The following is a 26,470-nucleotide window of genomic DNA, read 5'->3' on the forward strand; positions in this document are numbered from 1 at the left end:
TTGTTCACCTGCCCTGCATCCGCAGCGCCCCGTCGAGGCGCAGCACGGTGCCGTTCAGCATGGGGTTGGCGGCGATGTGGAGGACCAGGGCGGCGAACTCCGCGGGGTCGCCGAACCGCCGCGGGAAGGGGACGCCGGCGACGATGGAGTCCTGCACGTCCTGCGGCATGGCCAGCATCATCGGCGTGCCGAACACACCGGGCGCCACCGCCATGACGCGGATGCCGTGGCGGGCCAGTTCGCGCGCCGCCGGCAGGGTCAGGCTCGCCACCCCGCCCTTGGAGGCGGCGTAAGCCGCCTGCCCGATCTGCCCTTCGAAGGCGGCGACCGAGGCGGTGTTGACGATCACCCCGCGCTCGCCGGTCTCCAGCGGCTCCAGCCCCTGCATCCCGGCGGCGGCGAGGCGCATCAGGTTGAAGGTGCCGACCAGGTTGATGGCGACGACCCGGGCGAACGGCTCGAGCGCACCGGCACCGTCGCGGCTGGTGATGCGGGTGACCGGGGCGACACCGGCGCAGTTGACGAGGAGGCGCGGCACGCCCAGGTGCCGGGTCACCTCGGCCATGGCGGCCTCGGCCGACGCGCCGTCGGCAACGTCGCAGGCGATGGCGCGGCCATGCGCCACCGCGTCCAGCCGCTCGCCCGGCAGGTCGAGCACGGCGACCGCCGCCCCGGCCCCGGCCAGCGCCTGGGCCACCGCCGCCCCCAGCCCGGACGCCCCGCCGGTGACCACCGCCACCTGTCCATCCACCTTCATGATCGGCCCTCCCGTTGTTGGAGCCGGCATGAAAGACGACGGGCGCGCGGCGCCACCCCACACCTTCGAAGGGGGCCGGCCGCCCCGGCCCCCGCTACAACCCCTCCATCGAACCACACGCTGGGAGGTTGCGCGCCATGGGCCAGACCGTCGTCGTCGCCGGGGTCGGCATGATTCCGTTCGTCAAGCCGGGGGCCAGCCCGATGTACGACGCCATGGGCGCCGACGCCGGCCGGCTGGCGCTCACCGACGCCGGCATCCGCTATGAGGACGTGCAGCAGGTCTATGTCGGCTATGTCTACGGCGACAGCACCGCCGGGCAGCGTGCCGTCTACGGGCTCGGCATGACCGGCGTGCCGGTGGTCAACGTCAACAACAACTGCTCCACCGGCTCCACCGCCCTGTTCCTCGCCCGCCAGGCCGTCGAGGCCGGTGTGGTGGAGTGCGCGCTGGCGCTGGGCTTCGAGCAGATGGCGCCAGGGGCGTTGCAGTTCCTCTACGCCGACCGCCCCGGTCCGCTCGACCGCTTCACCGACGTGGCCGACGAGATCTTCACCGGGGCCGAGGACGTGCCGATGGCGATCAAGCTGTTCGGCGGGGCCGGCCACGAGTACCAGCGGCGCTACGGCGCGCCGGACGAGACCTTCGCCGCGGTGCGCGCCAAGGCCAGCCGCCACGCCGTTCACAACGACCGCGCCATCTTCCGCAAGGAGGTGACCGCCGAGGAGGTGCTGGCGAGCCCGCCGCTCTTCCTCAACCTCACCCGGCTCCAGGCCTGCCCGCCCACCTGCGGCGCCGCCGCGGCGGTGGTGTGCACCGCCGACTTCGCCCGCCGCCACGGCCTGCGCGCCGATGTGGAGCTGGCCGCCCAGGCGCTGGTCACCGACCTCCCCTCCACCTTCGCCGAGAAGAGCCTGATCAAGGTGGTCGGCGCCGACATCACCCGCGCCGCCGCCGACCGCGTCTACGAGCAGGCCGGCATCGGCCCCGAGGACGTCGACGTGGTGGAGCTGCATGACTGCTTCACCACCAACGAGGTGATCTCCTACGAGGGGCTGCGCCTGTGCCCGGAGGGTGAGGCCGCGCGCTTCGTGGGTGACGGCGACAACACCTATGGCGGGCGCGTCGTCACCAACCCCTCGGGCGGGCTGCTGTCCAAGGGCCACCCGCTGGGGGCGACCGGACTCGCCCAGTGCGCCGAGCTGGTGTGGCAGCTCCGCGGCGCCTGCGGACCGCGCCAGGTGGAGGGGGCGCGGGTGGCGCTCCAGCACAACATCGGCCTCGGCGGCGCCGCCGTCGTCAGCCTCTACCGCCGCGTCTGACCGGAGCCCGCGCCATGCTGACGAGCCTGCGCCTGCCCGCCTCGGACGAGGCGGAGATGGTGCGCGACAGCGTCCGCCGGTTCTGCGACGCCGCCGTGGCCCCCCATCACGCCGTCTGGGAGCGCGACGGCATCGTGCCGCGCCACCTGTGGGAGGCGCTGGGGACCGCCGGCTTCCTCAACGTCGACATCCCCGAGCACGCCCACGGCCACGGCGCCGGCTATGACGTCTTCGCCGCCGTGGTGGAGGAGGTGTCCCGGCTGGGCTACGGCGCGCTGGCCGGCAGCCTGATCGGCGTCCACAGCGGCATCGTCGCCCACTACATCGCCAACCACGGCACGCCCGGGCAGCGCGACCGCTGGCTGCCCGGCATGACCGCGGGCACGCTGGTCGGGGCCATCGCCATGACCGAGCCGGGGGCCGGCAGCGACCTCCAGGCGATGCGCACCCGCGCCGTGCGCGACGGCGACGGCTGGGTGCTGAACGGGCAGAAGACCTTCATCTCCAACGGCCAGCACGCCGACGTGGTGGTGGTCGCCGCGCGCACCGCCGCCGACCAGCCGGGGGCGCGCGGCACCTCACTGTTCCTGGTCGACGCGGCCCTGCCCGGCTTCGCCCGCGGGCGGAACCTGGAAAAGATCGGCCAGCACTGCGCCGACACCTCGGAGCTGTTCTTCGCCGATGTCGTCCTGCCGGGCGACGCCGTGCTCGGCCCGGTCGACGGCGGCTTCGGCGTGCTGATGGCGGAGCTGCCGCGCGAGCGGCTGATGCTGGCCAACGTCGCCATCGCCGCGGTGGAGGGCATGCTGGGCTGGACCATCGACTACGCCGCCGAACGAACCCTGTTCGGGCGCACGCTCAAGGATCTCCAGGTCACCCGCCACCGCCTCGCCGACCTGCTGACCGATGCGTTCGCGGTGCGCGCCCTGGTCGACCGCTGCATGCGCCATTGCGCCGAGGGCAGCCTCGACGCGGCCATGGCCAGCATGGCCAAGCTGGCCGCCACCGAACTGCAGGGACGGGTCGCCGACGCCTGCCTGCAGCTCCACGGCGGCTACGGCTACACCACGGAATACGCCATCGCCCGCGCCTTCGTCGACGCGCGCGTCCAGCGCATCTACGGCGGCGCGTCGGAGATCATGCGCGAGATCATCGCCAAGGCGGCGCTCGGCCGCTGATCCGCATCGGGAGCCTCTCCATGTCCCTGACACCGCTCCACGGCCTGCGCATCGTGGAAATGGCCGGCATCGGCCCCGCCCCCTTCTGCGGCATGATGCTGGCCGACCACGGGGCCGAGGTGATCCGCGTCACCCGCCCCGGCCAGTCCTCGCCGGTGCCGGTGGAGGCGCGATTCGACGTCCTCAACCGCGGCCGGCGCAGCGTCGAGATCGACGTGAAGACCGCCGCCGGCCGCAGCGCCCTGTGGGCGCTGGTGGACGGGGCCGACGCCCTGATCGAAGGGTTCCGCCCCGGCGTCATGGAGAAGCTCGGCTTCGGCCCGGCCGAGGCGCTGGCACGGGTGCCCCGTCTCGTCTACGGGCGCATGACCGGCTGGGGCCAGAGCGGGCCGCTCGCCCCGACCGCCGGGCATGACCTGAACTACGCCGGCCTCAGCGGCGCCATCCACTGCATCGGCGACGCCGACCGCCCGCCGCCGCCGCCCCTGAACCTGATCGCCGATTTCGGCGGCGGGGCCATGTTCCTCGCCTTCGGGGTGCTGGCCGGGCTGCTGTCGGCGCGCGCCACCGGGCGTGGCACGGTGGTGGACGCCGCCATGTGCGACGGCAGCGCGGTGCTGATGGGCTTCATCGACGGGCTGCGCCAGGGCGGGCAATGGTCGGACCGGCGGGCCGGCAACCTGCTGGACGGCGGCGCCCCGTTCTATGCGGCGTACGAGACGGCCGACGGCGGCCACCTCGCGGTGTGCCCGATCGAGGCGCCCTTCTTCGCGGCGCTGCTGGAGCGGCTCGGCCTCGGCGACGACCCGGACTTCGCCCGCCAGCACGACCGCGCGGCGTGGCCGCGCATGCGCCGCCGCCTGGAGGCGCTGTTCAAGACCCGGACGCGGGCGGAGTGGGAACGGGTGTTCGCCGGTTCCGATGCCTGCGCCACGCCGATCCTGACCCCCGCCGAGGCGCCGCAGCACCCGCACAACCGGGCGCGCGGCGTCCATCGCAGCGCCGACGGGGTGGTCCAGCCGGCGCCCGCCCCGCGCTTTCTTGATCCCACGCCGGCCGGGCCCACCGCCGACAGAGAAGGATAAGCGAGCATGCCGTTCGATTTCACCGACAAGCGGGTCCTGGTGACCGGTGCCGCCTCCGGCATCGGCCGTGCCGTCGCCTGCGCCTTCCACGCCGCCGGCGCCACCGTGATCGCCACCGACATCGATGGCGCGGGGTTGTTCGCCCTTGAGGCGGACCTGGGTCCGCGCTGCCGCATCCGCGCGATGGACGCCGGCGACGAGGCGTCCATCCTCGCCACCCTGGAGGCGCTGCGCGCCGACGGGGGCGTCCTGGACGCCGTCATCAACAACGCCGGCCTGGCCCGGCTGGAGCCGATATCCGGCTTGACCGCCGACGCCGTCGACCTGCAATTCGCCGTGCTGCTGAAAGGACCGATGCTGATCGCCCGCTCCGCCGCCCCGCTGATGGCGGGTGCGGCCGACCCGGCGGTGGTCAACGTCGCCTCCATCGCCGCGCTGATCCAGGCCGGCGGGCACGCCGTCTACTCCGCCTGCAAGGCGGGGCTGGTGAAGTTCACCATGGACGCCGCCAAGGAGTTCCCGACGATCCGCAGCAACGCGATCCTGCCCGGCTTCATCGACACGCCGATCCTGAAGGCGTACGGCGAGGGCGAGGCGCTGGAGGCGACCAAGCGCGGCATCGCCACCCGCGTGCCGCGCCGCCGCCTCGGCCGCCCGGAGGAGATCGCCGACGCCTGCCTGTTCCTGTGCTCGCCGCTCGCCTCCTACATCAGCGGTGCCGCCCTGGTGGTCGACGGCGGCGTCACGGCCACGGCGCTCGAGTGGATGTGATGCGGCGGGCCGCTGGCGCGCCACGCTTTGACATGGCGGCTGTCCGTAAGGGTTGCATGATTCGGCCGCGTCGTTGACACTGCGCGAACCCATCCGTAGTTTGTCGCGGTTCCGTTTGCATCGGTGCAGAAGGAGGACGTCATGCGAGTCGACTGCGCTTTCGAATCCGACGCCGAAGCGTCGCTCTGGGCCCTTCTCGATCTCGACGAGACAAGCGAGCGCATGGACGCGCCGATCGTCGCGGGAAGCGATGGCCACCAGATGGGCACCGGCTACACGCACAATGCCTGCAACATGTGCTCCAACAGCGCGACCACACATGGGTGCGGCACCTGTGGATGACTTGGCCGGCCGCCCCTCGGGCGGCCGCGCCTCACCGGACGATCTGGTCGATCAGGGGCTCGCGCTCCTGACGTTCCCATCGGCCATCGCCGTTCCCGCCGAGCCCGGTGCGCCGTTTCGGGAGTGCCTGGCCGGCGGGGCGGGGTGGTGTCATGCCCAATGCGACCCGCATGGTCCCGCCTTCGCCGCGGCGGCGGCGGACTGGTTCCTCACGCGCGCAGAGGCCGAGGCGCGCTATGTTCTGTTCGTGGACTGGTCGACGTCGGGCATGCCTTACAGCGCATGGCGTGCCGCGATGTCGGGCTCGGGGCGCTGGGCGCAGGTCCTCGCGCGCTACCCCGGGTTGGCGCTCCGCCTTCTGCGCGTCGCCCACGACATCGTCCAGGCGCTGGCTGAGGTGGCGGCGCGGCTGCGGGACGACCGCGAGCGGATAGCCCGTTCCTTCGGATGCGGCGCGGCGGTGCGGTCGGTCGAGACGGGGCTGTCCGACCCGCACAACGGCGGCCGGAGCGTGATGCGGATCGGTTTCGCCGCCGATAAGACGCTCATCTACAAGCCCAAGCCGCTCGCCATCGAGGCGGCCTTCAACGCGGCGGTCCGGGACGAGCTGTCCTGCTTCGGACTTGCGCCACTGAGGATCGCCGACCGCGGGGTCTATGGCTGGGCGGAGGATGCGGGGCCGGCGCGGCGCCTGGACGGCGGTCCGGAGAGCGACGGCCGGGATCTTGGGCGGGCGGCCGGGCTGTTCTGGATGCTGAACGCGACCGACCTGCATGTCGAAAACGTCTTGCCGGGGGCTGGCGGCTGCCGGGTGCTCGACCTGGAAACCCTGCTGTCGGCGCCCTGGATCGATGCGCCCGAAAGCCAGCGGCGGTGGCGTGCGCACACGGTGACCTCGACCCTTCTCTTCGACGGATCGGTGTTCGCGCGTGGCCGCATCGGCAACATTTCGGGATTCGATCCCACGCCCTCGGTCGGCGCGTTGTTCGCCGACGTGGCGTTCCGGGTCGTCGCCGACCGGATCGAGGCCACCCCGCGCGCGACGGCGCGCGGCGTCGCGCCGCCGGATGCCCGCCCCATGGATGCCGGCGCGGTCATCGCCGGGTTCCGCGAGGCCACGGGGCGCGGGGCGCGCGACCGGGTCCGGGCGTTCGTCGACGGTCTGCCGGAAGACATCGACCTGCGGTTCGTCGCGCGGGAAACGGCCTTCTACGCCCGGGTTCTGGAACGGCTGCGCCAGCCGACATTCTTGCGCGAGACCGGGGCCCGCGCGGCGGATTTGCAGCGCCTGCGCCGCAGCGTCCACGCGACTGGGGCGGCGGGCGCCCGCCTGTCGGCGCTGGTGGAGGCGGAAATCCGGCAGCTTCTCGACGGCGACGTTCCCTATTTCACCTACCGGATCGACGGCACGCGCCTCTCGGGCGGCGGATCGCCCGGACTGGAGGCGTTCGCGACGACGCCACGTCGCCACGCCCGCGCAAAGATCGACGGGGTGGAGGCTTCCGATGTCGCGGAGCAGACGGCGCTTGTGGGCATCGCTCTCGGCGCCCCGCCGGCGCCGCCCGTCCAGGCAAGAACATCCGTCCGCGGCATCGCCGGCGCCGTGGGCGCATTGGCCGGGCTGATCCGACGGCAGGCGTTCGAGCCCTCCGACACGGCGGCCCGCTGGCTGACCCTGCGTGGCGACGTCACGAAATCCGACCTCAGGGTCGCGGTCGGGGACGGGTCCTTTTTTGCGGGCAACGCGGGGATCATCCTGGCGCTCCAGGCCGCGGAGCGCGCGACGGGCGACGCCGGCCTTGCCGGCTTTCTCGACGTGCAGGCCGCGCGCTGGTCGCCGGAAATCATGCGCACGGGCCACCGTATCGAGGTCCTTGGGTTTTCCGGGCTCGCCGGCGGGCTCGTCACGGCGATGACGCTCGCGCGGCTCGCGCCCGCGCGCTGGGGGCACCTGTCCGATTGGGCCATGGACCAGGCATCGACGGCCGGGCCATCCTTGGCCAGCGACAGCAAAGGGGATGTCATCGGCGGCGCGGCCGGGCTCGCGCTTGCGCTGACGGCCCTCCCCCAGGACGCCCGGACTTCCGAGCTGCGCGCGGCCGTGCGCGAGCGTATCGTGGCGGCCGCGCAGGCACGCGGGCCGGGAGCGGCCTGGGTGGCGCCGGACGGAGGGGTTTCGCTTGGGTATGCCCATGGCTGGGCGGGCATGATCGCGGCGCTCTGCGCCGGGGGCGGTCCGGGCGTGCAGGCGGATGCCGTCGAGGCCGCGCTCGACTGGCTCGAGCACGAGGTCCGGACCCATGGCGGTTTCGTCGACCACAGGTCGGACAGGGCCGAGCCGGCGCGGCTGAACCTGAGCTGGTGCAACGGGGCGGTGGGGCTTCTCCGGGCCTTGTGGTGTTGCGACCTGTCGGGACGGGATGCGCTCACCGCCCAGGCCGGAGAGGCGTATGCCCGGGTTCTCGCATCAGCCGGAACCCTGCCCGATCTGCGCTTTTGCTGCGGCGACATGGGGCTCGTCGATCTTCTGCTCGATCGGGCGGCGGCCGTCGGCGATGCCGGTCTTGCGCGCAGAGCGGCGGAGGCCGGAGAGGCGTGCCTCGGGCGGGCGCTGCGCGCCGCCGCGTGCATCGAGCGGCCGCCGGAGATCGCCTATCCCGGCCTGTTCCAGAATCTCTCCGGCATCCTTTATGTGAGCTGCCGGCTTCTCTGCCCGGACCTTCCCAGCCTCTCGGCCCAGTCGGTGACGGACTGGCGCATGGATCGACCGGGCGTGGGACAGGGCCGCGCCTGACGACGGCCAACGACCGGGTGGCGCCATTCCCGGCGCGGGACGCCGCGGCGGTCTCGGCCGGCCGGGGGCCGCTCAGAACCCCTCGTTCTCCAGCTGGGCGACGGCGACCGTCCACAGACGCTGCACCGCCGCCCCCGCCGCGTCGGGGTCGAGGCCATGGTCGGCCAGCGCCGCGGCGAGGCCCGCGTCGTCGCGGCCGGCCCGGGCGACGTCCCGGTCGAGCAGGCGGTCGAACAGCGCCGCCCGCTCCGCCTCCGGCAGCCCGCGTTCCCCGGCCGCCCACTCCGCCAGCAGGCGGGCGCGCCGGGCCTTGGCCCAGAACGCGAACTCGGTCTCGGCGACGACCCGGTGCTCGCTGGCCGCCCCCTTGCGGGAGTAGGCGGCGATCCGCTCGCCGTCGATGGTGTCCGCCATGCCTCCCCTCCTTCCGCCGGTCGAGGCGATGATACACCGCCCCGCCACCGCCCCGCCCTCCGAAAAGGACCGGCGCGCCCCCCCGGCGGCGCTTTTCCGCGCCGTGGCGGGGGGGCCGGACGCGCACGGGTGCGCTCGGTCGCAGCGCCCGCCCGGCATCGCCGGCGTCGGTCCCATGACCGGCGATCCGGCGCCATCGCATGGCCGGTGCACCCCAGGGCTGAGGGAGCCCCCGGCCGGCCGCCACTTTTCACCGGATATACTCCGCAGACGAAACGTCCGGCCGTTGCGCCCGCGGCCGCGGTTTCGCGACAGTGGGGCACCCCGAGACCGCCCGCGTGTCCCGGCCGCGGCCGCCGCCGCGCGCCGGTCCGCGCCCCGCCGAGGAGTTCCCCATGACCGTCTCGTCCACCACCGTTCCCGGCGCCGACCGCCCCTCGCTCGACAATCTGCCCGGCGGCAACCCGATCCTGCTAGCCAGGGCCTTCGCCGAGGCGGTGGCCGAGGTGGAGGAGCCCGACGAGGACGGCGGCAACGGCGGCTACACCCCGGCCAAGGCCGACGACGAGGCGCCGGCCTACGGCGACTACAGGGCGATCGGCTGGCCCGGCGAGGTCGGCGAGGGGACCATCCGCTACGAGACCGGCGACGGCCGCAAGGTGGTGGTCGACCGCGCCACGAACCCGCAGATGTACGACCGGGTGGTGGCCGACTACGAGACCATGACGACGCTGAACCGGCGCAGCGCCGAGGGCGACATCGTCGACGGCGCGGGCGCCAAGGAGCCCGAGCACCTCAAGGACTACAAGACCATCGAGGAGCCGGGCACGCTCGGCGAGGGGATCGTCCGCTACGAGGCGGACGACGGCTGGCACGTCGTCGCCAAGGCCGAGAATGAAGCCGTCTACAACCAGGTGGTCGCCGACCGCCAGTCGCGCGAGGGCCTCGCCAAGAGCGAGACGGAGGGCTACCGGCGGGCCACCGGCGACGACACGCCGCCGCCCTACCAGGGCATCAGGGTCGGCCCGCCGGACGAGATGGGGCCGGGCACCATCCGCTACGAGCAGAACGGCGAGAAGGTGGTGGTGTCCTACGAGGACAACCCCGACCTCTACGACCAGGTGGCGTCCTACCACGCGCTCCTGTCCAGCCCCGAGCACATGGGCACGGTCGAGGACTTCCTCGGCGACGGCTACGACCTGGCGGGGGTGAAGGCCGAGCCGCCGAAGCTGGAGGACATCGCCAAATGGTCGGTGGTGGGCGACCACACCGTCGCCATCGAGACCCGCGACGGCACGAGGACGGTGATCTCGGCCGACGTCAACCCCGCGCTGCACGCCCAGGTGTCCGAGCAGATCGCCACGTGGGATGCGATCAACCAGTCCGTGGGCAACGGCTACGACCTGGCGTCCTCCGACTTCAGCCCCAAGGACAACGAGATCACCACCTTCGGCTGGCCCGAGGAGCTGGGCCACGGCCTGATCCAGTTCGAGACGAAGGAGACCGTGCTGGAGGACGGCCGCAAGGTCGAGAAGACGAAGAAATACGTCGTCTCCGAGGAGATGAACAAGCCGCTCTACGACCGCATCATGGACCGCAACGAGGACCTGCGCGCCGATGGCGTCGACGACCTGCGGGCCAGGCACGACCTGCCGCCCCAGGGCGAGCTCGACGTGCTGAGCCTGGAGATCGACGAGCGCAGCGACCCCGACAAGGAGGACTCGCCCAAGATGACGGTGTCGGAGGCGGCGACCAAGCATCTGCTGGACGAGTACCGCAAGGGCATCGAGGACGGCACGATCGCCAAGGACGACGACCGCGCCAAGCTGGTGCGCGCCCTGGAGGCCAAGGCGGCGATGTCGAGCGGGCGCGGCATCATCGCCTACGAGGAGGCCCAGGGCCTGTTCGGCGGCACCTGGCGCGAGAGCGACGACGAGCAGACGATGATGACCGGCTCCGACCTGCAGGACATCATCAACGGCGGCAAGGTCGACGAGACCATCGCCGCGCTGTTCGCCAAGGAGACCATCGCCGGGGACTATTCCAAGAAGCTGGACGACGCGCTGGGCAAGGTGCCCGACCGCGAGGGGCTGACCCAGCGGCTGGACGAGATTCTGAACGGGCCGGAGTACATCGCGTACATCCAGGACCTGAAGGACCAGGGGATGGAGGCCGCCGCCGAGGCCGACATCAGCAAGATGATCCAGAGCCTGACCCTGCTGGACCCCGAGAAGGGCCAGGCCGCCGCCCAGAAGCTGCAGATGAACAGCCTCACCGCCGACCTCGACGCGCTGGTGGGCGACCCGTCCAAGGTCAGCGACGAGAACAAGGTGCTGGCGACCAAGGATCTGTTCGGCCTGCTGAAGGGCGTCATCAAGTCCGACGCCTTCGACCTGCCGCGCCGCACCGTCGACACCATCGACAAGTTCCTCAACGAGTTCATCGACGGCAAGACCGACCAGAAGAAGGTCATCAAGGCCATCGAGGAGGCGGCCGCCGCGGCCGAGGCCAACGGCGGCAAGCTGTCCCAGGCCGACCTGGAGCGCTTCTCGGCCTATGTGCCGATGAAGGACCGCGAGGGGCTGGCCGGGCTGCTGGGCGGCATGGCCGACAAGGGTGTGCTGGGCTCGCTGGGCGGCGGCGTGTCGCTGTTCTCGGGCATCTATCAGCTCGTCGGCAAGGGCGGCAAGCTGGGCGACGAGCCGCTGGAGCGGCTGTCCATCGCCAAGGACTTCATCAGCTTCGCCGGCGCCTCCCAGCACTTCGCCAAGCTCGGCGACAACATCATGCAGGCGATGGGCAAGCCCGGCTTCGTCGACATGCTCGGCCTCAGCAAATCGGTGCCGGAGATCTGGGGCAAGGAGGGGCTCTGGGGCAAGAAGCTGGAGGCGGTGGGCACCGGCGGCGGCGACGGCAAGCCGCCCCGCATCGACATCGACCTTCCCGTCGTCTCCGACGAGTTCCGCAGCCAGATGGCGACCGCCGCCGACGACATCTTCAAGGACGTGCGCGCACCCGACGTCAGCGGCGTCGACAACTCCATGTACGACGGCATCGCCGACATGTTCGACCGCGAGGCGGCGGCCGCCGCCGGCGGCACCGACCTCAAGCCGCCGCCGGGCACGGCCGCCAAGATCGCCGGCTCGGCCATCAAGGTGCTGGGCGCGGTCAGCGACGGCGTCGGCGGCGTCGCCGACATCGTGCTGGGCGCCTTCACCATCAAGTCCGGCGTGGAATCGGGCAGCGACCTCGCCAAGGCGGCGGGCAGCCTGCAGGTGGTCAGCGGCGCCTTCGGCGCCACCGCCGGCGCCATCGGCATCGCCGGCCTGTTCGGCTCGGTCGGCGCCGCCGCGGCCTTCACCGGGCCCCTGTTCCTGGGCAGCGTGCTGCTGGCCGGCATCGGCGCGGTGGTCAGCTTCTTCGTCGACCACGAGAAGAAGCAGAAGGCCACGGACAAGGAGGGCCAGTGGTTCAAGGACCTGGCGGCCGACGGCCTGCTCCAGGGCGACTGGGGCGACAAGGTCGAATACGCCCGCTACATGTTCCACCACTACGGCCAGCGCGACGCCCCGGAGGACGAGAGCATCTACGACTACCAGGCGACGGAGTGGGAGAATTTCCGCACCACCCAGCAGAAGGGCGGCTCCTCGACCAACCGCCTCGACCACGACCTGCACGTCGACTGGGAGGGCGACGGCGAGAACGCGTACGCCTGACCGGGCACCCGCGGGGCCCCCTCAATCGGGCGCGAGCCTGGAGAGCGTTGCCCTGGCCGTCTCCCCTCGAGACGCGGACGGTGCCGATCAGCATGCCGCCTCGATGTCGGTCGGCGCGAAGTCGTTGCCCTTGAACAGCAGGGGCTCGCCAACCGCCTTGGCGAGAGCGTAGCTGAAGCAGAGGGCAGAGGTGTCGATCACCATGGATAGGGACAGCGTCAGCTCGGCAGGCCTCGGTCGTCATACAGGCCAGCGGTCGGGTCCTCGCCCGTGCCGGCCGGCCCGGCGGCACGCACCAGGTCCATGACATGCTCGACTTTTGCGCGCTGCGTCGGGGTCGGCTCGGCGAAAGGCACTGCGCGCCGGCTCTGCCGCTCCCGCATCAGTTCCGCACGCAAGGCGACCGCCACCACCTCTTCGACGGTCTGGCCTCGCATGGCGGCGAGCTGGCGGGCGATGGCCTCGGTTTCAGCGCTTGTCGGGATCGGTATCGACGCTCTCCAAATCACAATCGCCTGTGTCTGGATGATCATCCACGGCCGCGACAGCGCGAGACCATGGTCATTTCACAAACCTATTTCACATGAGCGATGAAGGGCAAAGCGGTTTGGCATGGCGTGGCCCCCTCCGCCGTCGCGACGACGTCGGCGGGGAAACGGCAGCCGGCACAGCGGCGATCACGGGGCGTCGCCATGGCGATCCATAACCCGCCAGGACCGATCCGGCCGCATCGCCCGCCGCCGACCTGATGGCGCCATCCTCACCCCTCAGCGGGTGAGGATGGCGCCGGGGGTGCCTTCGGTGGAGCAGGTGAAGGACAGGATCAGGTCGTCGTAGTCGAAGTCGTCGTTGATCCGGTCGTCGCCCGGCCCCATGTCGTTCCAGAAATAGGTGATGATGCGCCCTTCCAGCTCGCGGCAGCGGAAGGTGCCGTCGCCGGCCAGCGGCGCGAAGGGCCGGGGTTCGTAGGGCGTGAAGCAGCGCCCGCTCTGCGGCGGGGCGTCCGCCAGGCCCTCGCCGATCTGCAGGGCGCAGTTGTTGGGCTCGGCGTAGGCGTCGGCCGTGGGCGGGTAGAGGTGGGAATAGTAGACATAGTTCCCGAACTTGGCCCCGCCGTAAGGGTTGGTCTCGTTGATGTAGTGCTCTTCATGCCGGTAGGCAGGCGATGTCGCCAGGGCGATGCCGATGCGGTCGGACGCGGCGACGCACTGGCTGTAGACTTGGCTCCCTTCCCAGTTGACGTTGTCGGCGACCGTCACCAGTGCGGCCGCCGCCGGCACCCCGCCGTCGTCGGGCACCTTGTACCAGGAGAGGGTGAGCTTGTCGGCGTCTATGCGGCCGGGGTTGAAGTCGCCGAGGTCCAGCGAGAACTGCATCAGCGGATTCTGCGCGGTGGCCGAGGCGGTGACGTCGGTGCCGGGGTTGACCAGCCCCATCAGGCTGCTGGTCACCCGGGCGCCGGCCGACACCGTGACCGTGGCGACGGCGTCGCCGCCGGCGCAGGAGCCGGTGGCGCTGGCGGCGATGGCCGGGGCGCCGATCTCCAGCCCGGTCAGGGCCGCGGCGTTGCGCGCGAAGTAGTCGGCGGCGGTCTGCTCGGCATAGAGGCGGTCGGCCGCCGAGGTGTCGCGGAACACCGACACCCCGGCCAGGGCGGCGGCGTCGACGACGCCCTGCAGCCCGCGGTGGACGAAATAGACCCGCCCGAGGTCGATGGCGGCGCCGGCCGCCAGCATCAGCGGCACCGCCGCCACCGCGGCCATCAGGGCGATGCCGCCACGGCGGGACTGCGACAGGGACACGCGCATCACGACGCACTCCATTCCACGACGTCCTTGCGCGGCCGGGCGATGGCGTCGCCGTGCAGGGTGATCGGGTCGGGCAGGAAGAACAGCAGGGGCGAGCGGTAGACGTAGGAGGCGCGCACCACCACCACGTTCTCGCCGGCAAGCAACCCCATGCCCGCCACCACCGCGGCGGGGTCGGTGGTGCCGTTGCCGGCGCAGCGGTCGCTGTGCCATTGGGTGGCGGCGGCCCCGCCGCCCGCCGCCATGACGCTGGCCACCTCCAGGCCCAGCGTGTCGGCGGGGAACGGCAGCACCATCATGCGCCCGGCGGTGCAGACCTCGTCCAGGGTGGCCGTCGACACGGTGTCCTCCAGGGCCACCAGCTCGGCCACCCCCTCGGCCGCCCCCTTCAGCTTGGTGGCGGCCAGGTAGACCTGCGAGATCTCGAAGGTGCCCAGGCACAGCACCACCAGGGCCGAGGCGACGAAGCCGAACTCCAGGGCCGCCACGCCGCGGCGGTCACGGACCAGGGCGGACAGGGCGGGCGGGACGGCGGCGGTCATTCGTAGTCCTCGTTGCGTGTGACGCTGACCGCCACCAGGTCGACGTTGCCGTCGCCGGCCACCGCGCCGGCCATGAAGGGGATGACCAGGTGCTGGCGGTAGAACACCTGGACCAGCACCGGCTGCCCCGCCGCCCCCGGGGCGAAGGTCGAGGCGCCGGGGGCGGCGGTCAGCAGGGACCCGCGCAGCGCCGCGAAGCTGGCCCCGGCCTGGACGTTCCAGCGCAGCTTGGCGCAGTCCATCAGGCCGGAGTTGAAGGTGCGGCACATCACCTGGCGGAACGCCGCCTCGCCGCCGCTGCGGATCTGCCCGGTGCGGATCAGGCGGGCGACGCCGGCGGTGGTGGCGTCCAGGGTGCTCTGGGTCAGCAGCAGCAGCGCGATCTGCACCACCCCGAACACCAGCATCAGGAAGATCGGCAGCAGCAGCGCGAACTCCAGCGCCGTGGCGCCGGAACGGTCGGCGAGCAGGCCGCGGCGGCGGCGCGGGGCGGGTGTATCAAGCAAGGTTGTCATATCTATGGTCACCGCTCCAGCACCACGTCCTTGGCGCCCTCGGCGGTGCAGGTGAAGGACAAGACGATGTCCTGATAGTCAAGGTCGTCGGTACCCCCCCCCATGTCGTTCCAGCTGAACCGGACGACACGCCCATCCAGCTCACTGCATCGCACCGCGCCATCCGCGGCCACCGCAGTGAAAGGCTTCGGCTCCAACGGCGTGAAGCAGCGCCCCGTCACCAGCGAAGGCTGTGCGACACCCTCCACGACCTCGGCGATCTGCAACGAGCAATTGTCGGCCAGGCTCGGCAGGCTGTCGGCGGTTGGCGGGTAGCGCGACGAGAAGTAATAGTATTTCGTGTCGCCCTTCATTCCGTAGGGATAGACGACTGCATAGGGAATCCGGCCGCCGGGAACGCGGCCAAGTGCGAAGCCAAGGGGGTCCTGGGGAGACACGCAGGCCCGGAACACGGTCTCGGATCCATATCCGAGGTTGTCGACAATCTTGTGCAAGTCTGCGATCGCCGGCGGGCTGCCGTCGTGGGGAACCTTGTACCAGAACACCTCCAGCGCATCGTAGGCGTCATGGACGAAGCCGCTGAGGTCGAGGGAGAATTGGACCACCGGGGTGCTGGCGGTCGCCGAGACCGGCAGCACCAGGGCCGGCATGGTGATGCCCATCAGGCTGGGCTCCACCGTGACGTCGGCGCGGATGGTCACGCTGGCGGTCACGTCGGCCGCCGCGCAGGTGGCGTCGGACAGGGCGGCGTCGATCTGCGGCGTGGCGACGCTGAGTCCGGGCGACAGCTCCAGCCCGCGGGCGAAATACGCGCCGGCCGTGGCGATCGCCTCGGCGCGCTGGGTGCTGGTGCCGTCGGTGTAGACCGACACCCCGGCCAGGGCCGCGGAATCGGCCACGCCCTGGATGCTGCGCACCGCCAGGTAGACGCGGCCGTAGTCGACGGCCGCCCCGGAGGCCAGCAGCAGCGGCACCAGCAACACCGCGAACATGACCGCCATGGCGCCGCGCCGGGCGCGCAGCAGCGCCAGGGCGGCCCGGCGCAGCGGGCCGTCCGGCGACCGGGCGGAGTCGGTGTGCGGGTGGCCCATCGCATGCTCCTGGTGTGCGGTTCGGATGGGGTGCGGCGTGACGGACGGGAGGGTGCCGGCACGGCACGCCCCCGACCATCGTCGACCGGCCGCGGGCGGGCAAGAACAGTCCCTTTCCCGGCGGTTGAAACGACCGGCAACAATGGCCCGGCACCACCGGTGGGCGGCTACAGCAGGCCGTGCTGCTTCATGATCTGGGCCAGCAGCGGGTAGGACGGCATGGGCATGTAGCCCATCTGCTGGGTCTCGTCGAAGAAGGTGGTCACGAACGCCATGTCCTGGTGGACCGGGATGCCGTTGCGCTCGGCCTCCACCACCAGGCGCTTGGCCCCGGCGCCGCGCGCCTTGGCGATGCACACCGGGGCGGGCATCTCGTCCTCGACGAAACGGACGACGAGGACCTGGCCGGCGTCGCCGATCACCAGCGACGCCTCGGCCAGCGGCGTCCGCCCCTCCCCGCCCTGGCGGGCCTGCTGGCGCAGCGCCCGCTTGATCGCCGGGTTCTGGTTCATGTTCTTGGCCTCCTGCTTGCTTTCCGTCTTGGTCATGCGCTGGTCGCGCAGGAACAGCCAGGATTGCAGGCGCATGTCGACCAGCCCGTTGACGGCGAAGATGACGATGGCCAGCCCGGCCAGCAGCAGGGTCGTCTCGCCCCACACCTCGGCGGTGCAGGCGACGCCGCAGCGCGGCAGCCACATCAGGGACCCCAGGGTGCCCAGCACCACCACCACCCCGCTGCCGCCCAGAAGGGCCAGCTTGAACAGCGCCTTGATCAGGTCGATCAGGCGGCGCAGGCTGAACAGGTTCTGGAAGCCCGAGACCGGGTTGATGCGGGTGAACTTGGGCATCACCGGCTCGAACGACAGCACGATGCCGCGCTTCATCACCAGCTCGGCGAACACCGTGGCGACGATGACGAAGAGCAGCAGCGGCCCGACGAAACCGACGGCGATCGAGGCCAGGCCGCTGGCCACGCTGCGCAGCGCCTCGCCGCGCGCCCCGTCGCGGAAATCCAGGGGCTGGCTCCACAGCGCCGCCAGGTCGGCGACCAGGGGGCCGAGGCCGGTGGCGAGGTGGATCACCGCGGCGATCAGCACCGCGGCGGCGTTGAGGTCGGGGCTGCGCGCCACCTCGCCGCGCTCGCGGGCGCGGCGCAGCTTCTGCTGGCTGGCGGGAAGCTCCTTCTCTTCAGAGCTCACCGGACAGCGCCTCGATCTCCGGGATGACGGCGCGCAGGCGCAGCGACTGGCGCAGCATCTCATCGGTGGCGAAGGTGGCGTAGAGCACCATCAGCCCGGTCAGCACCAGGCTCTTCAGCCCGGTGCCGAGCTGGTCGATGTGGAGCTGCGGGGCGAGCTTGGCCACGAATCCCAGCAGGGCGTCGCTCAGCAGGTTGGCGATCACCAGCGGTGCCGCCAGCACCAGGGCCATCACCATCAGCTTCTGCAGCAGGCCGACGAACACCCCGTCGACGGCGACCGCGGTGACCGGCGCGAAGGCGCCGACCGGCCACAGCAGGTAGCTGTCGTAGATCACCGAGGCGATGACGTCGATGCCGCCCGCCAGCAGGAACAGCGCGACGCTGACGATGACGAAGAAGGTGCCGAGCACGCTGGTCTGCGACGCCCCCTCCGGGTCGGCCAGGGTGCCGATGGCGGTGCCGCGCTGCACGTCGAGCGCCGATCCCGCCAGCTCCGCCGCCCAGAACGGCAGGCCCAGGATGATCCCCAGCGCCGCCCCGACCGCGAACTCCTTGCCGGTCAGCAGCACCACGTCCATGAAGAACCGCGCGGGCTCCAGCGTGTCGACGGCGGCGTAGGCCGCAGGCATCATCGGCACCGCCAGGGCGAAGGCGACGCCGCCGCGCGCCAGCCGGGTCACCCCGGTGCGGGTGAACACCGGCAGCAGCAGGGTGGCCCCCAGCCAGCGCACCATCGCCAGCCCCATGGCCAGCGGCCACACCGTCAGGGCGTGCATCAGCGGGTCCGTCGCGTCGGCACCGAACATGCGCGCACCCCCTAGGACGGCACCACGGAGCGGCCGACCACCGGCAGCTGCTCCAGCAGGCGGGTGGTGTGCTCGATGAGGGTGCCGTTGATGGTGCGCCCGGCCAGCGCGCAGACCACCAGCACGGCGACGATCTTGACGGCCATCGGCAGGCCCTGGTCCTGGATCTGGGTGACCGCCTGGAACAGACCGATCAGCAGGCCGAAGACGATGGCGACGCCCAGCGCCGGCAGCGACAGCAGCAGGATCAGCATCAAGGTGGACTGGACGTAGACGACGAGATCGCTGTGCGCCATGCCCCCCTCCCTCAGCTGTAGCTCAGGATCAGGCCGTGCAGCAGGCGCGACCAGCCATCGACCAGGACGAACAGGAAGATCTTGAAGGGCACCGAGATCACCGGCGGCGACAGCATCGACATGCCCATGGCCATCAGCACGTTGGCGATGATCAGGTCGACCGCCAGGAAGGGCAGGTAGAGCAGGAAGCCGATCTCGAACGCCCGCGTCAGCTCCGACGCCACATAGGCCGGCAGCAGGATGACGAAGTCGTCGTTGGCCACCTCGTCGGTCGCCATGGCCGGCCACACCCGGCGCGTCGCCGCCAGGAAGAAGTCGCGCTCGCCGGTCGGGGTCAGGCGCAACAGGTGCTCGCGCACGGGCTCGCCGACAAAGGCGGCGGCGTGCTCCCAGCCCTCCACCGTGTTGAAATCCAGCGACGGGTCGGTGATCCGGGCGTAGACCACGCCGATCAGCGGGGTGGCGATGTAGAGCGCCAGCACCAGCGCGATGCCGTAGAGCGCGATGGTCGCCGGTGCCTGCTGCGTGCCCAGGGCGTTGCGCAGCAGCGACATGACGATGGAGATCTTCAGGAACGCCGTCAGGGTGACGATGATCAGCGGGACCAGGCTGATCCCGACGCTGATGATGAGAAGCGTGACGAGGTTCGGGAACAGGTCGCTAGTCATGGTCGAACAGCCGGAGCACCCGGGCGCCGACGGCGCCGTCCATCTGCACCAGCTCCGCCTTGCCGACCAGCTGGCCGCGCACCATCAGGTCGACCGCGCCGCCGCCCGGCCGGCCCAGGTCCAGCACGTAGCCCGGGCGGATCGCGCCCAGCTCGGCCAGGGTGACGTCGCACCGCCCGAGTTCGCAGACGATGCGCACCGTCACGTCGTCGAGCGCCGCCGGCGCGGGGGGGTGGTTGCCCTTGTCGTCCATCGCGGGGGATCCTCGTCTGCGGCGGTCGTCGCGCGCGACGACGGCCAGTCCTTCGGGTTGGATGCGGGCGCTCAGGCTCGGCCGTCCCGCGACCTCCAGGCGGACCGTTCCCCACGGCGCCGCCTCGTCGAGGACGACCACGTCGTCGCGCCGCAGGCTGCGCAGCACGGCCAGCGGCAGGACCACCGAGCCGGCCTGGGCGCTGACCGGGAGCGGCACCGCGCCGAGCCGGCTGGAGTGGGCCGGCAGGCGGTCCAGCGCCTCCCGGACCAGCGCCATCTCGGGCGGGGCCAGGCGCAGCCCGGCGTGGCCCAGCGTCACCCCGTCGCGCGCCACCCGGAAGCCGACCCGGCCGAGATCGGCCGGCACCGCACCGCCGGGCGGGCGCAGCGCCAGCGCCCGCCCGATGGCCGCCTCGAGCGCCCGCAGCGCGTCCTCCAGCGCCAGCTCGAGCAGCAGGTCGATGTCGGGGTGGTCGTCGCCCAGTTCGGGCCCGAGCGGGTCCAGCAGGACGCGCACCAGGGGCCGCGACAGGTCGACCCGGCCGACCGCCGTGCCGATCGCCACCGGCAGGCACAGCGCCCCCGCCTCGGCCGCCGCCATCTCGTGCGGCGGCGCCACCGCAAGCTCCAGATCGCGGCCGCCGAACGGCACGGTGGCCGGGGCGCGGCCGCGGTGCAGGCGGCGGCTGGCGGCCGCCTCCACGGCGCCGACCCGGGGCAGGGCCGGAGGCCCCCAGCCGCGCCGGCCCGGGGCGAAGGGATCATCCATGGCCCGCCCCCGTCGCTGCCCCGCCGCCCGCCGCCCGCGCGCCGGGGTGCGGGCGCTCGGCCTCCGCCTCCTCGCGGATCTCCGCCGCCGCGGCCTCGGCGCGGCCGATCTCCTCGGCCAGCGCCTCCAGCTTCTGCACGGTGCGCCGGCGCTCGTCGAGCACACCCCGCGCCGCCTCGACCTCCGCCGCGATGGCCGCGCGGCGGCGCCGCTGCGCCTCCACCAGGAAGGCCATCTGCGCCTGCAGCAGATACTGCTCGTCGATCGCCAGCACCAGCCGGTCGAGCGCGCCCGGCCCCATGCTGGTGGCGACGGTGCCGGCGTAGAGGTCGGCGATGCGCCGGCGCGACGCCACCGCCAGCGCCGCCTGCCGGCGCTCCAGGTCGCTCACCTGGGCGGACTGGGCGTCGAGGCGCCCGGTCGCCAGACGCAGCGCGCTCGCCGCCTGGCGCTCGCGCAGGCGGCGCAGGTCGAGCAACGGCCCGAGCGACCGGATCATTCGCCCAGCCGCTTCAACTGCGCCATGGTCTGCTCCCATCGGCTGGACTCCGACGCCTTCTGGCGCAGGAACTCGTTGATGACCGTCATCTTGCGCACCGCCTCGTCGGCCAGGGCGTCGCTGCCGGCGCGGTACTCGCCGACCCGCAGCAGCAGTTCGATCTCGTCGTAGCGGGCCAGCAGCGCGCGCACCTTGGCGGCGTCGGCCTGGTGGCGCGGGGCGGCGACGTGGGCCATGACGCGGCTGCGGCTCTGCAGCACGTCGATGGCCGGGTAGTGGTTGGCCCGCGCCAGCTTCGCCGACAGGATGATGTGCCCGTCGAGGATGCTCTTGATCTCCTCGGCCACCGGGTCCTGGGTGCCGTCGCCCTCCATCAGCACCGTGTAGAACGCGGTGATGGAGCCGCGCACCCCCGGCCCCGCGCGCTCCAGCAGCGGCGGCATCATGGCGAAGACCGAGGGGGGATAGCCGCGCCGGGTCGGCGGCTCGCCCGCCGCCAGGCCGATCTCGCGCTGGGCGCGGGCGAGGCGCGTGATGCTGTCCATCACCAGCAGCACCCGCTTGCCCTCGTCGCGGAACTGCTCGGCGATGGCGGTCGCGACCTGCGCCGCCTTGTGGCGCTCCAGCGCCGGACGGTCGGAGGTGGCGACGACGACCACCGACCGCGCCATCCCGGCCCGCCCGAGGTCGCGCTCCACGAACTCGCGCACCTCGCGGCCGCGCTCGCCGATCAGCGCGACCACGGCGACGTCCACGGTGGCGCCCTTGACCAGGCAGGCGAGCAGCGACGACTTGCCGCCGCCGGGCTCGCCGAAGATGCCGATGCGCTGGCCGACGCCGCAGGTCAGCAGACCGTCGACCACCCGCACCCCGGTCGGCAGCGGTGCCTTGATGACCTGGCGGGTCAGCGCGTCCGGGGGCGGCGCGTCGAGCGGCCGCGGGACGCCCCCGGTCGGGTGCGGCCGGCCGTCGATCGCCCGGCCGAAGCCGTCGAGCACCCGGCCGACCAGCGCGCCGCCGACCCGCACCCGCATGGCGCCGCCGGTGGGGACCACCTCGGTCCGGGTCGACAGCCCACGGGTTCCGCCGATCGGCACCAGCACCGCCGAGTCCGCGGCGAAGCCGATCACCTCCGCCAGGCCCTCCTCGCCGGTCGCCGGATCCTGCAACCGGCACAGCTCGCCGACCCGCAACCCCGCCAGCACGGTCTCGATCACCGTGCCCGACACCCGCGACAGCGTTCCCTTGACCGGCCGCACGGCGGCGCCCGCCACCCGGCGGCGCACCGCCGCCGCCAGCCCGCCGGGATCGGGCACGGCCGGGGGCATGGCCGGGGGCACGGCCTCAGCCATCGCCCGGCTCCGCCGGCGGTGGTGCCGCCAGACCGGCCCGCAACGCCGCGAGCTGGTCGTCGATGCCGGCTTCCACCGTGCCGAACTCGCAGGAGACGACGCAACGGCCCTCGGCCAGGCCGGGGTCCGGCTGGATCACCAGGACCGCGCGCAGCGCCGGCTCCAGGTGCTCCGCCAGGCCATGGTCGACCCATGCCACCGCCGCCGACGGCACCCGCACCACCAGGCGCCGGGCGTGGCGGAACTCGCGCACCGCATGGCACGCCGCCAGGAGCGTCGCGTCGCGCCGGTCGCGGTCGCCCAGGATGCGGGCCACGGTGTCGGCGACCAGATCGGCCAGCCAGCCCTCGCACCCCGCCAGCAGCGCGTCGATGCGCCGCGACGCCTCGGCCATCCGGCGGGTCGTCGCCGCCGCCGCCGCCGCCTCGCCCTCCCGGCGCCCCAGCTCGACCAGGCGCCGCCGCTCGTCCTCGCCGGCGGCGACGAGACGCGCCGCCTCGGCCCGCGCCGCCGCGAGGTAGCCGGCGCCCTCGTGCCAGACCCGGACCTCGCCGGCCCGCACCACCCGGCCGCGCGGGGCGAAGGCCGGGTCGCCCGGTGCCGCGGCCGGCAGCGGCGGGGACGCGCGCAAGGGCCGCTCGGGCGCGGGCGGCTCAGACATCGCTCTGCCCCATCGCCGCGAGGGCGCCGTTGCGGGCCGCCTCGACGTTGCGGAAATCGCCGGCCACCGGGACGAGGGCGGCGGCCGCCGGCAGCAGGGCCGCCAGCCAGCCGGCCAGCCCAGCCGGCAGGGCGGTGATCCAGGCCGCCATGCACACCGGCCCCTGGCGCCGGCAGGCGTCGATCAGGGAGTCCGCGTCGGCCGCCGGCGGGGCGGCGGCCTCCCCGGCCTGGCCGCCGCCGCGATGGCGCAGCGCCAGGTCGAAGGCGGCGCGCCCCACCGCCTCGGCGACCCGCTCGCGGTCGCGGCGCAGAACCAGGCGGCCGATCGCCTCGCCGTGGCGGATCACGCCGGCCAGCCGCATCGCCTCGTCCGCGGCGGCCCGGCCGTGCAGCACCAGCCGGTGCGCGGGATGGTCGAAGGCCGCCGCCGCCGGCCGCTCCAGGCCCAGCCGGGCGGCCACCCGCTCGCCGACGCGGCGGCGCAGCCGCGGGCTGGCCAGCAGCGCGTCCAGCACGGCGCCCGGCGGCGGCGGGTCGAACGCCCGCTCCAGCGTGGCCCGCGGCAGCTCGCCCGGCATCCCGTCCCAGGCCGCGGCGATGGCGTCGGCGAGCTGGCCCGGCGACGGATCGGCGGCGGTCATGGCGCGAGCTTGAACTTGGCCGGCCATTGCCGGCGCAGGAAGGCGCCGGCGGCGGCGCCGGCCAGGGCCAGGCCGATGCCGCCGCCGATGACGAAGGGCAGCGGCACGACGGGGTCGGATTCGATCAGCCGGGCCAGCGGGGACCGCGGCGCCGGCTTGGCCACGTCCACCGGCACCAGCACCACCGACACCTTGTCGTAGGTCACGCCGACCACGGCGTTGGCGACCAGCATCTTGATCTGGGACAGGAAGGTGTCGACCGGCACATAGGCGGCGTAGCGGATGAACACCGAGGCCGCCGACGGGCTGGAGTCCTGTTGCAGGAGGTCGGTTTCGGCCAGCACGATGTGCACCCGGGCGGTCAGGACCCCGTCGATCGAGGAGATCGTGCGGCCCAGCTCCTCGCTCAGCGCGTACATCATCTTGGCACGCTCCTCGGTCGGCGAGGCCACCAGGCCGCCGCCGCTGAAGACGCTTCCCAGGGTCTGGTAGATCTGGCGCGGGTAGCCGCGGGCCTTGAGCAGGGCGACGGCGTCGGTGAAATGGCGGTCCTCCACCAGCACCGTCACCGTCTTGTCCTTGTCGGCGCGCCGCCCGGCCGACAGGCCGGCCTCGCGCAGGATCGCCACCATCTCGTTCGCCTGCACCTCGTCGAGCCCGCTGTACAGCTCGGTCTCGCACGCCGACAGCAGCAGCCCCGCGCCCAGCAGCAGGCCGGCCAGCCAGGGCCGCCGCCTCCCCTGCCCCGCCGCGCCCCTCACGAGGCGCGCACCAGCGAGTTGATGGCGTTGGACAGCTGCTCGGTGATCTTCTGCAGCTCCGAGGCCTGGATCTGGTAGGCGGCGAACTCGGTGTAGCGCACGAAGGCGCGGTCGTAGGTGTCCTGCAGATGGTCCCACCGCTCCGCGAAGCCGCCGCCGCTGCCGCCACCGGCCCCGGGATGGCGCGACGCCGGTCCGGGCAGCGAGGCCGCCATCAGCCGCCCGGCGTCGCCCGACCAGCCGGTGATCCCCTGCGCCTGCAGCGGCGCCTGGCCGGAGCCGATCATGCCGGCAAGGCCGGGCATGCCGATGGCACGGCCGGCCTCCCGCGCGTCGATGCGGGCCTGCGCCTTCAGGAAGTCCTCGCCGACGACCCGGTTGATCTCCTCGCTGCGCCGGAGAAGGTCGCGCAGCCCCTGGGCCATCTCGTTGCCCAGCGCCTGCGGATTGCCCAGGCGTTCGGCGTCGCCCGCCTGGTGCGCCAGGCCGCCGAGATCGACACGGGCCGTCGGCTCCAGGGGAGCGGCGCCCCCGCCGGGGGCGGCACCCGCCGCGGCAAGCTGGACCTGCGTCACCGTCATCGCCTTGCCCCGTCTTGCAGGAACGAACCGCCTGCCGGCTGCGCCACCGGCCGGCCGCTCGACTCAACATGACCCCCGTGTTAGTTCAGATCGCCCGGGGATGGAACACCCGGATCGGAAACAATCCCGTTCCCCCAAGTTGATGATGCATGGTTGACCTCACATTCGAGTCCCGCTAACAGGTTTATTGCTCGCCGCCCGGAACAAGTGCCTTGACGCGACTCGAGATACAACACCGGGACGAAAAAATGAGTTTCCTGTCAGAATACCGAAAGAAATTTCCTTTATAGTTCGTTTTGATAAACGTGATCAGGCCGCTTCGAACGGGGTGGCTTTCCAGGTCGGATGAAGGCTCTGGAAACAACGTGCGGCGTTCATTAAGGGAGCACATCATGGCTGAAGGTAATTCCGTCGAGACGCTGGAAGGCCTGCAGAAGGAGGCCCAGCAGCAGTACCTCGACCTCTCGGTCAACCAGATCAAGAACGAGATGGCCGCCCAGGAGGCCCAGATCGCGAAGGAAGTGGCGCAGGCCTGGTCGAAGGCGAAGTAAGCGACCGCGTGTGCCCGGCGTCCGACCGCCCTGCCCCGTCATGGCGGCCGGACGCCTCCACCGACCGTTTCCGAGGAGTGGACATGCCGACCGAGCCCGGTCACGCCCCCGTCGCGCAGGACTACTCGGCGCTGATCCGTTCCGGCCGGCACGCCGGGGCCGCGGTGGCGTTGGCGCCCGGCCACTACATGGTCGGCCGCGCCGACGACGCCGACATCGTGCTGACCGATGACGGCATCGCCGACGCCCACGCCGAACTGCATCTGCGCAACGGCACCTGCTCGCTGCGCCCGGTGGGCGGCGCGGTCCAGGTGGCGGGCCGGCCGCTCAGCGCGGGCGCCCGTGTGATCGTCCCGTTGCCGACCGACATCACCCTCGACGGCGTGCGAATCACCCTGTCCGCGACCCGGGCCCTGGCGACGCCGCCGGGACGGCGCCCGTCACGCCTGCGCCGCCTGGCGCTGGTCGCCGGCGGCGCCGTCGTGGTGGCCGGCGCCCTGGGCGCGGCGGTGCCGGCCAGCCATGGCACGGGCGGCACGGGCGGCATGGGCGGCGCGCCGGTGGCGGCGGCGGCCACCGCACCGTCCGGCCCGGTCGCGCTGATGCGCGCCGGGCTGTCCCTCACCGGGCTCGACTTCGCGGCTCCCGCCGCGGAACCCGCCGACGCCGACGCCACGGACGGCGGTGCGGCCGGCGCGGCGACCGCCGCCAGCGCCATGGCCGACCGCCTGCGCGACTCCGGCCTGGCCGGGCTGGTGCGGGTGCAGGCCGGGGCCGGGGTGGTCGAGGCGCGCGGCGCCGTGCGCCCGGAAAGCGAGAGCGCCTGGACCGGCGCCCAGGCGTGGTTCGACACGACCTACCGGGGCCGGATCACCCTGGTGTCCGAGGTCCGGGTCGAGGAGGGCGCCGCGGCCGTCCCGAGCTTCGCCATCCAGAGCATCTGGGCCGGCGCCGGGGCCTATGTGATCGCAAGCAACGGAGAGAAGTATGGCGTCGGGGCGCGGCTTCCGGGGGGCTGGGCGATCGAGACGATCGCGCGGGACGCGATCGTCGTCAGCCGCCAGGACGAACGCGTCAGCCTGGTTCCGTGAC

Annotated in this window: 27 protein-coding genes; 9 read left to right on the top strand and 18 right to left on the bottom strand. The window is 72.6% G+C overall.

The window, feature by feature from the left end; all coding sequences use genetic code 11:
• Nucleotides 1–4: 4 nt before the first annotated feature.
• Nucleotides 5–757, bottom strand: a complete 753-nt coding sequence (locus tag AC6H2I_RS23475) for an SDR family NAD(P)-dependent oxidoreductase (protein WP_497503180.1) — start codon at nucleotides 755–757, stop codon at nucleotides 5–7.
• Nucleotides 758–894: 137 nt separating this feature from the next.
• Between AC6H2I_RS23475 and AC6H2I_RS23480 the strand changes: the two genes are divergently transcribed.
• The 6 genes from AC6H2I_RS23480 (at nucleotide 895) to AC6H2I_RS23505 (ending at nucleotide 8,249) form a co-directional block, all read left to right on the top strand.
• Complete coding sequence (locus AC6H2I_RS23480) at nucleotides 895–2,079, top strand: lipid-transfer protein (RefSeq protein ID WP_497503181.1); 1,185 nt, start codon at nucleotides 895–897, stop codon at nucleotides 2,077–2,079.
• A 14-nt stretch (nucleotides 2,080–2,093) separates the two neighbouring features.
• Entirely contained in the window at nucleotides 2,094–3,257 is a 1,164-nt protein-coding gene (locus tag AC6H2I_RS23485) for an acyl-CoA dehydrogenase family protein (protein WP_497503182.1), read from the top strand.
• A gap of 20 nt (nucleotides 3,258–3,277) precedes the next feature.
• A complete protein-coding gene (locus AC6H2I_RS23490; protein ID WP_497503183.1) occupies nucleotides 3,278–4,342 on the top strand; it encodes a CaiB/BaiF CoA transferase family protein in 1,065 nt (354 codons plus the stop codon).
• Between the two features lie 6 nt (nucleotides 4,343–4,348).
• Nucleotides 4,349–5,113, top strand: coding sequence for an SDR family NAD(P)-dependent oxidoreductase (locus tag AC6H2I_RS23495; RefSeq protein ID WP_497503184.1), 765 nt, complete (start codon nucleotides 4,349–4,351; stop codon nucleotides 5,111–5,113).
• Between the two features lie 141 nt (nucleotides 5,114–5,254).
• Entirely contained in the window at nucleotides 5,255–5,455 is a 201-nt protein-coding gene (locus tag AC6H2I_RS23500) for a hypothetical protein (RefSeq protein WP_497503185.1), read from the top strand.
• Nucleotides 5,448–8,249 carry a DUF4135 domain-containing protein gene (locus tag AC6H2I_RS23505; protein WP_497503186.1) on the top strand — a complete coding sequence of 934 codons (2,802 nt, stop codon included), beginning with the start codon at nucleotides 5,448–5,450 and terminating at the stop codon, nucleotides 8,247–8,249. Before AC6H2I_RS23500 ends, AC6H2I_RS23505 begins: the two co-directional genes overlap by 8 nt.
• 72 nt (nucleotides 8,250–8,321) lie before the next feature.
• Here AC6H2I_RS23505 and AC6H2I_RS23510 read toward each other — a convergent pair whose 3' ends face one another.
• Nucleotides 8,322–8,663 (bottom strand): ATPase inhibitor subunit zeta, encoded by a 342-nt coding sequence (locus AC6H2I_RS23510; protein ID WP_497503187.1) that lies wholly within the window; start codon nucleotides 8,661–8,663, stop codon nucleotides 8,322–8,324.
• A 395-nt stretch (nucleotides 8,664–9,058) separates the two neighbouring features.
• Between AC6H2I_RS23510 and AC6H2I_RS23515 the strand changes: the two genes are divergently transcribed.
• The gene (locus AC6H2I_RS23515) at nucleotides 9,059–12,379 is read left to right on the top strand and encodes a hypothetical protein (protein WP_497503188.1); all 3,321 of its coding nucleotides are present in this window, start codon (nucleotides 9,059–9,061) and stop codon (nucleotides 12,377–12,379) included.
• Nucleotides 12,380–12,597: 218 nt separating this feature from the next.
• Here the strand turns inward: AC6H2I_RS23515 and AC6H2I_RS23520 are convergent, their stop codons facing one another.
• From AC6H2I_RS23520 to AC6H2I_RS23595, 16 genes are all read right to left on the bottom strand, one after another.
• Nucleotides 12,598–12,912, bottom strand: a complete 315-nt coding sequence (locus AC6H2I_RS23520) for a type II toxin-antitoxin system VapB family antitoxin (RefSeq protein ID WP_497503189.1) — start codon at nucleotides 12,910–12,912, stop codon at nucleotides 12,598–12,600.
• Nucleotides 12,913–13,146: 234 nt separating this feature from the next.
• Complete coding sequence (locus AC6H2I_RS23525; RefSeq protein WP_497503190.1) at nucleotides 13,147–14,202, bottom strand: pilus assembly protein TadG-related protein; 1,056 nt, start codon at nucleotides 14,200–14,202, stop codon at nucleotides 13,147–13,149.
• Nucleotides 14,187–14,729, bottom strand: coding sequence for a TadE/TadG family type IV pilus assembly protein (locus AC6H2I_RS23530; protein ID WP_497503191.1), 543 nt, complete (start codon nucleotides 14,727–14,729; stop codon nucleotides 14,187–14,189). The genes AC6H2I_RS23525 and AC6H2I_RS23530 overlap by 16 nt, the downstream gene beginning before the upstream one ends.
• Nucleotides 14,726–15,244, bottom strand: a complete 519-nt coding sequence (locus tag AC6H2I_RS23535) for a TadE/TadG family type IV pilus assembly protein (protein ID WP_497503192.1) — start codon at nucleotides 15,242–15,244, stop codon at nucleotides 14,726–14,728. Before AC6H2I_RS23535 ends, AC6H2I_RS23530 begins: the two co-directional genes overlap by 4 nt.
• A gap of 8 nt (nucleotides 15,245–15,252) precedes the next feature.
• Nucleotides 15,253–16,335, bottom strand: a complete 1,083-nt coding sequence (locus AC6H2I_RS23540; RefSeq protein ID WP_497503193.1) for a pilus assembly protein TadG-related protein — start codon at nucleotides 16,333–16,335, stop codon at nucleotides 15,253–15,255.
• A 167-nt stretch (nucleotides 16,336–16,502) separates the two neighbouring features.
• Nucleotides 16,503–17,534, bottom strand: coding sequence for an EscU/YscU/HrcU family type III secretion system export apparatus switch protein (locus AC6H2I_RS23545; protein WP_497503194.1), 1,032 nt, complete (start codon nucleotides 17,532–17,534; stop codon nucleotides 16,503–16,505).
• Nucleotides 17,524–18,342, bottom strand: coding sequence for a type III secretion system export apparatus subunit SctT (gene sctT, locus AC6H2I_RS23550; protein WP_497503195.1), 819 nt, complete (start codon nucleotides 18,340–18,342; stop codon nucleotides 17,524–17,526). The genes AC6H2I_RS23545 and sctT overlap by 11 nt, the downstream gene beginning before the upstream one ends.
• 11 nt (nucleotides 18,343–18,353) lie before the next feature.
• On the bottom strand, nucleotides 18,354–18,638 hold the full coding sequence (locus AC6H2I_RS23555) for an EscS/YscS/HrcS family type III secretion system export apparatus protein (RefSeq protein ID WP_497503196.1): 285 nt from the start codon (nucleotides 18,636–18,638) through the stop codon (nucleotides 18,354–18,356).
• Between the two features lie 11 nt (nucleotides 18,639–18,649).
• Entirely contained in the window at nucleotides 18,650–19,306 is a 657-nt protein-coding gene (gene sctR, locus AC6H2I_RS23560) for a type III secretion system export apparatus subunit SctR (protein WP_497503197.1), read from the bottom strand.
• Nucleotides 19,299–20,330: a type III secretion system cytoplasmic ring protein SctQ gene (sctQ, locus tag AC6H2I_RS23565; protein ID WP_497503198.1), complete on the bottom strand. Its 1,032-nt coding sequence runs from the start codon at nucleotides 20,328–20,330 to the stop codon at nucleotides 19,299–19,301. Before sctQ ends, sctR begins: the two co-directional genes overlap by 8 nt.
• Entirely contained in the window at nucleotides 20,323–20,829 is a 507-nt protein-coding gene (locus tag AC6H2I_RS23570; RefSeq protein ID WP_497503199.1) for a hypothetical protein, read from the bottom strand. Before AC6H2I_RS23570 ends, sctQ begins: the two co-directional genes overlap by 8 nt.
• On the bottom strand, nucleotides 20,826–22,181 hold the full coding sequence (locus tag AC6H2I_RS23575; RefSeq protein ID WP_497503200.1) for a FliI/YscN family ATPase: 1,356 nt from the start codon (nucleotides 22,179–22,181) through the stop codon (nucleotides 20,826–20,828). The genes AC6H2I_RS23570 and AC6H2I_RS23575 overlap by 4 nt, the downstream gene beginning before the upstream one ends.
• Entirely contained in the window at nucleotides 22,174–22,842 is a 669-nt protein-coding gene (locus AC6H2I_RS23580; protein WP_497503201.1) for a FliH/SctL family protein, read from the bottom strand. The genes AC6H2I_RS23575 and AC6H2I_RS23580 overlap by 8 nt, the downstream gene beginning before the upstream one ends.
• Nucleotides 22,835–23,485 carry a hypothetical protein gene (locus AC6H2I_RS23585; RefSeq protein WP_497503202.1) on the bottom strand — a complete coding sequence of 217 codons (651 nt, stop codon included), beginning with the start codon at nucleotides 23,483–23,485 and terminating at the stop codon, nucleotides 22,835–22,837. Before AC6H2I_RS23585 ends, AC6H2I_RS23580 begins: the two co-directional genes overlap by 8 nt.
• A complete protein-coding gene (gene sctJ, locus AC6H2I_RS23590; RefSeq protein WP_497503203.1) occupies nucleotides 23,482–24,246 on the bottom strand; it encodes a type III secretion system inner membrane ring lipoprotein SctJ in 765 nt (254 codons plus the stop codon). Before sctJ ends, AC6H2I_RS23585 begins: the two co-directional genes overlap by 4 nt.
• Nucleotides 24,243–24,827, bottom strand: coding sequence for a hypothetical protein (locus AC6H2I_RS23595; RefSeq protein WP_497503204.1), 585 nt, complete (start codon nucleotides 24,825–24,827; stop codon nucleotides 24,243–24,245). Before AC6H2I_RS23595 ends, sctJ begins: the two co-directional genes overlap by 4 nt.
• A 392-nt stretch (nucleotides 24,828–25,219) precedes the next feature.
• On the opposite strand from AC6H2I_RS23595, the gene AC6H2I_RS23600 reads away from it, so the two are divergent.
• Entirely contained in the window at nucleotides 25,220–25,378 is a 159-nt protein-coding gene (locus AC6H2I_RS23600) for a hypothetical protein (RefSeq protein WP_497503205.1), read from the top strand.
• 83 nt (nucleotides 25,379–25,461) lie between these two features.
• Nucleotides 25,462–26,469 carry a SctD/MshK family protein gene (locus AC6H2I_RS23605; protein ID WP_497503206.1) on the top strand — a complete coding sequence of 336 codons (1,008 nt, stop codon included), beginning with the start codon at nucleotides 25,462–25,464 and terminating at the stop codon, nucleotides 26,467–26,469.
• The last annotated feature ends 1 nt before the right edge of the window (nucleotide 26,470 follow it).

The sequence above is a fragment of the Azospirillum sp. NS33 genome (assembly GCF_059703765.1).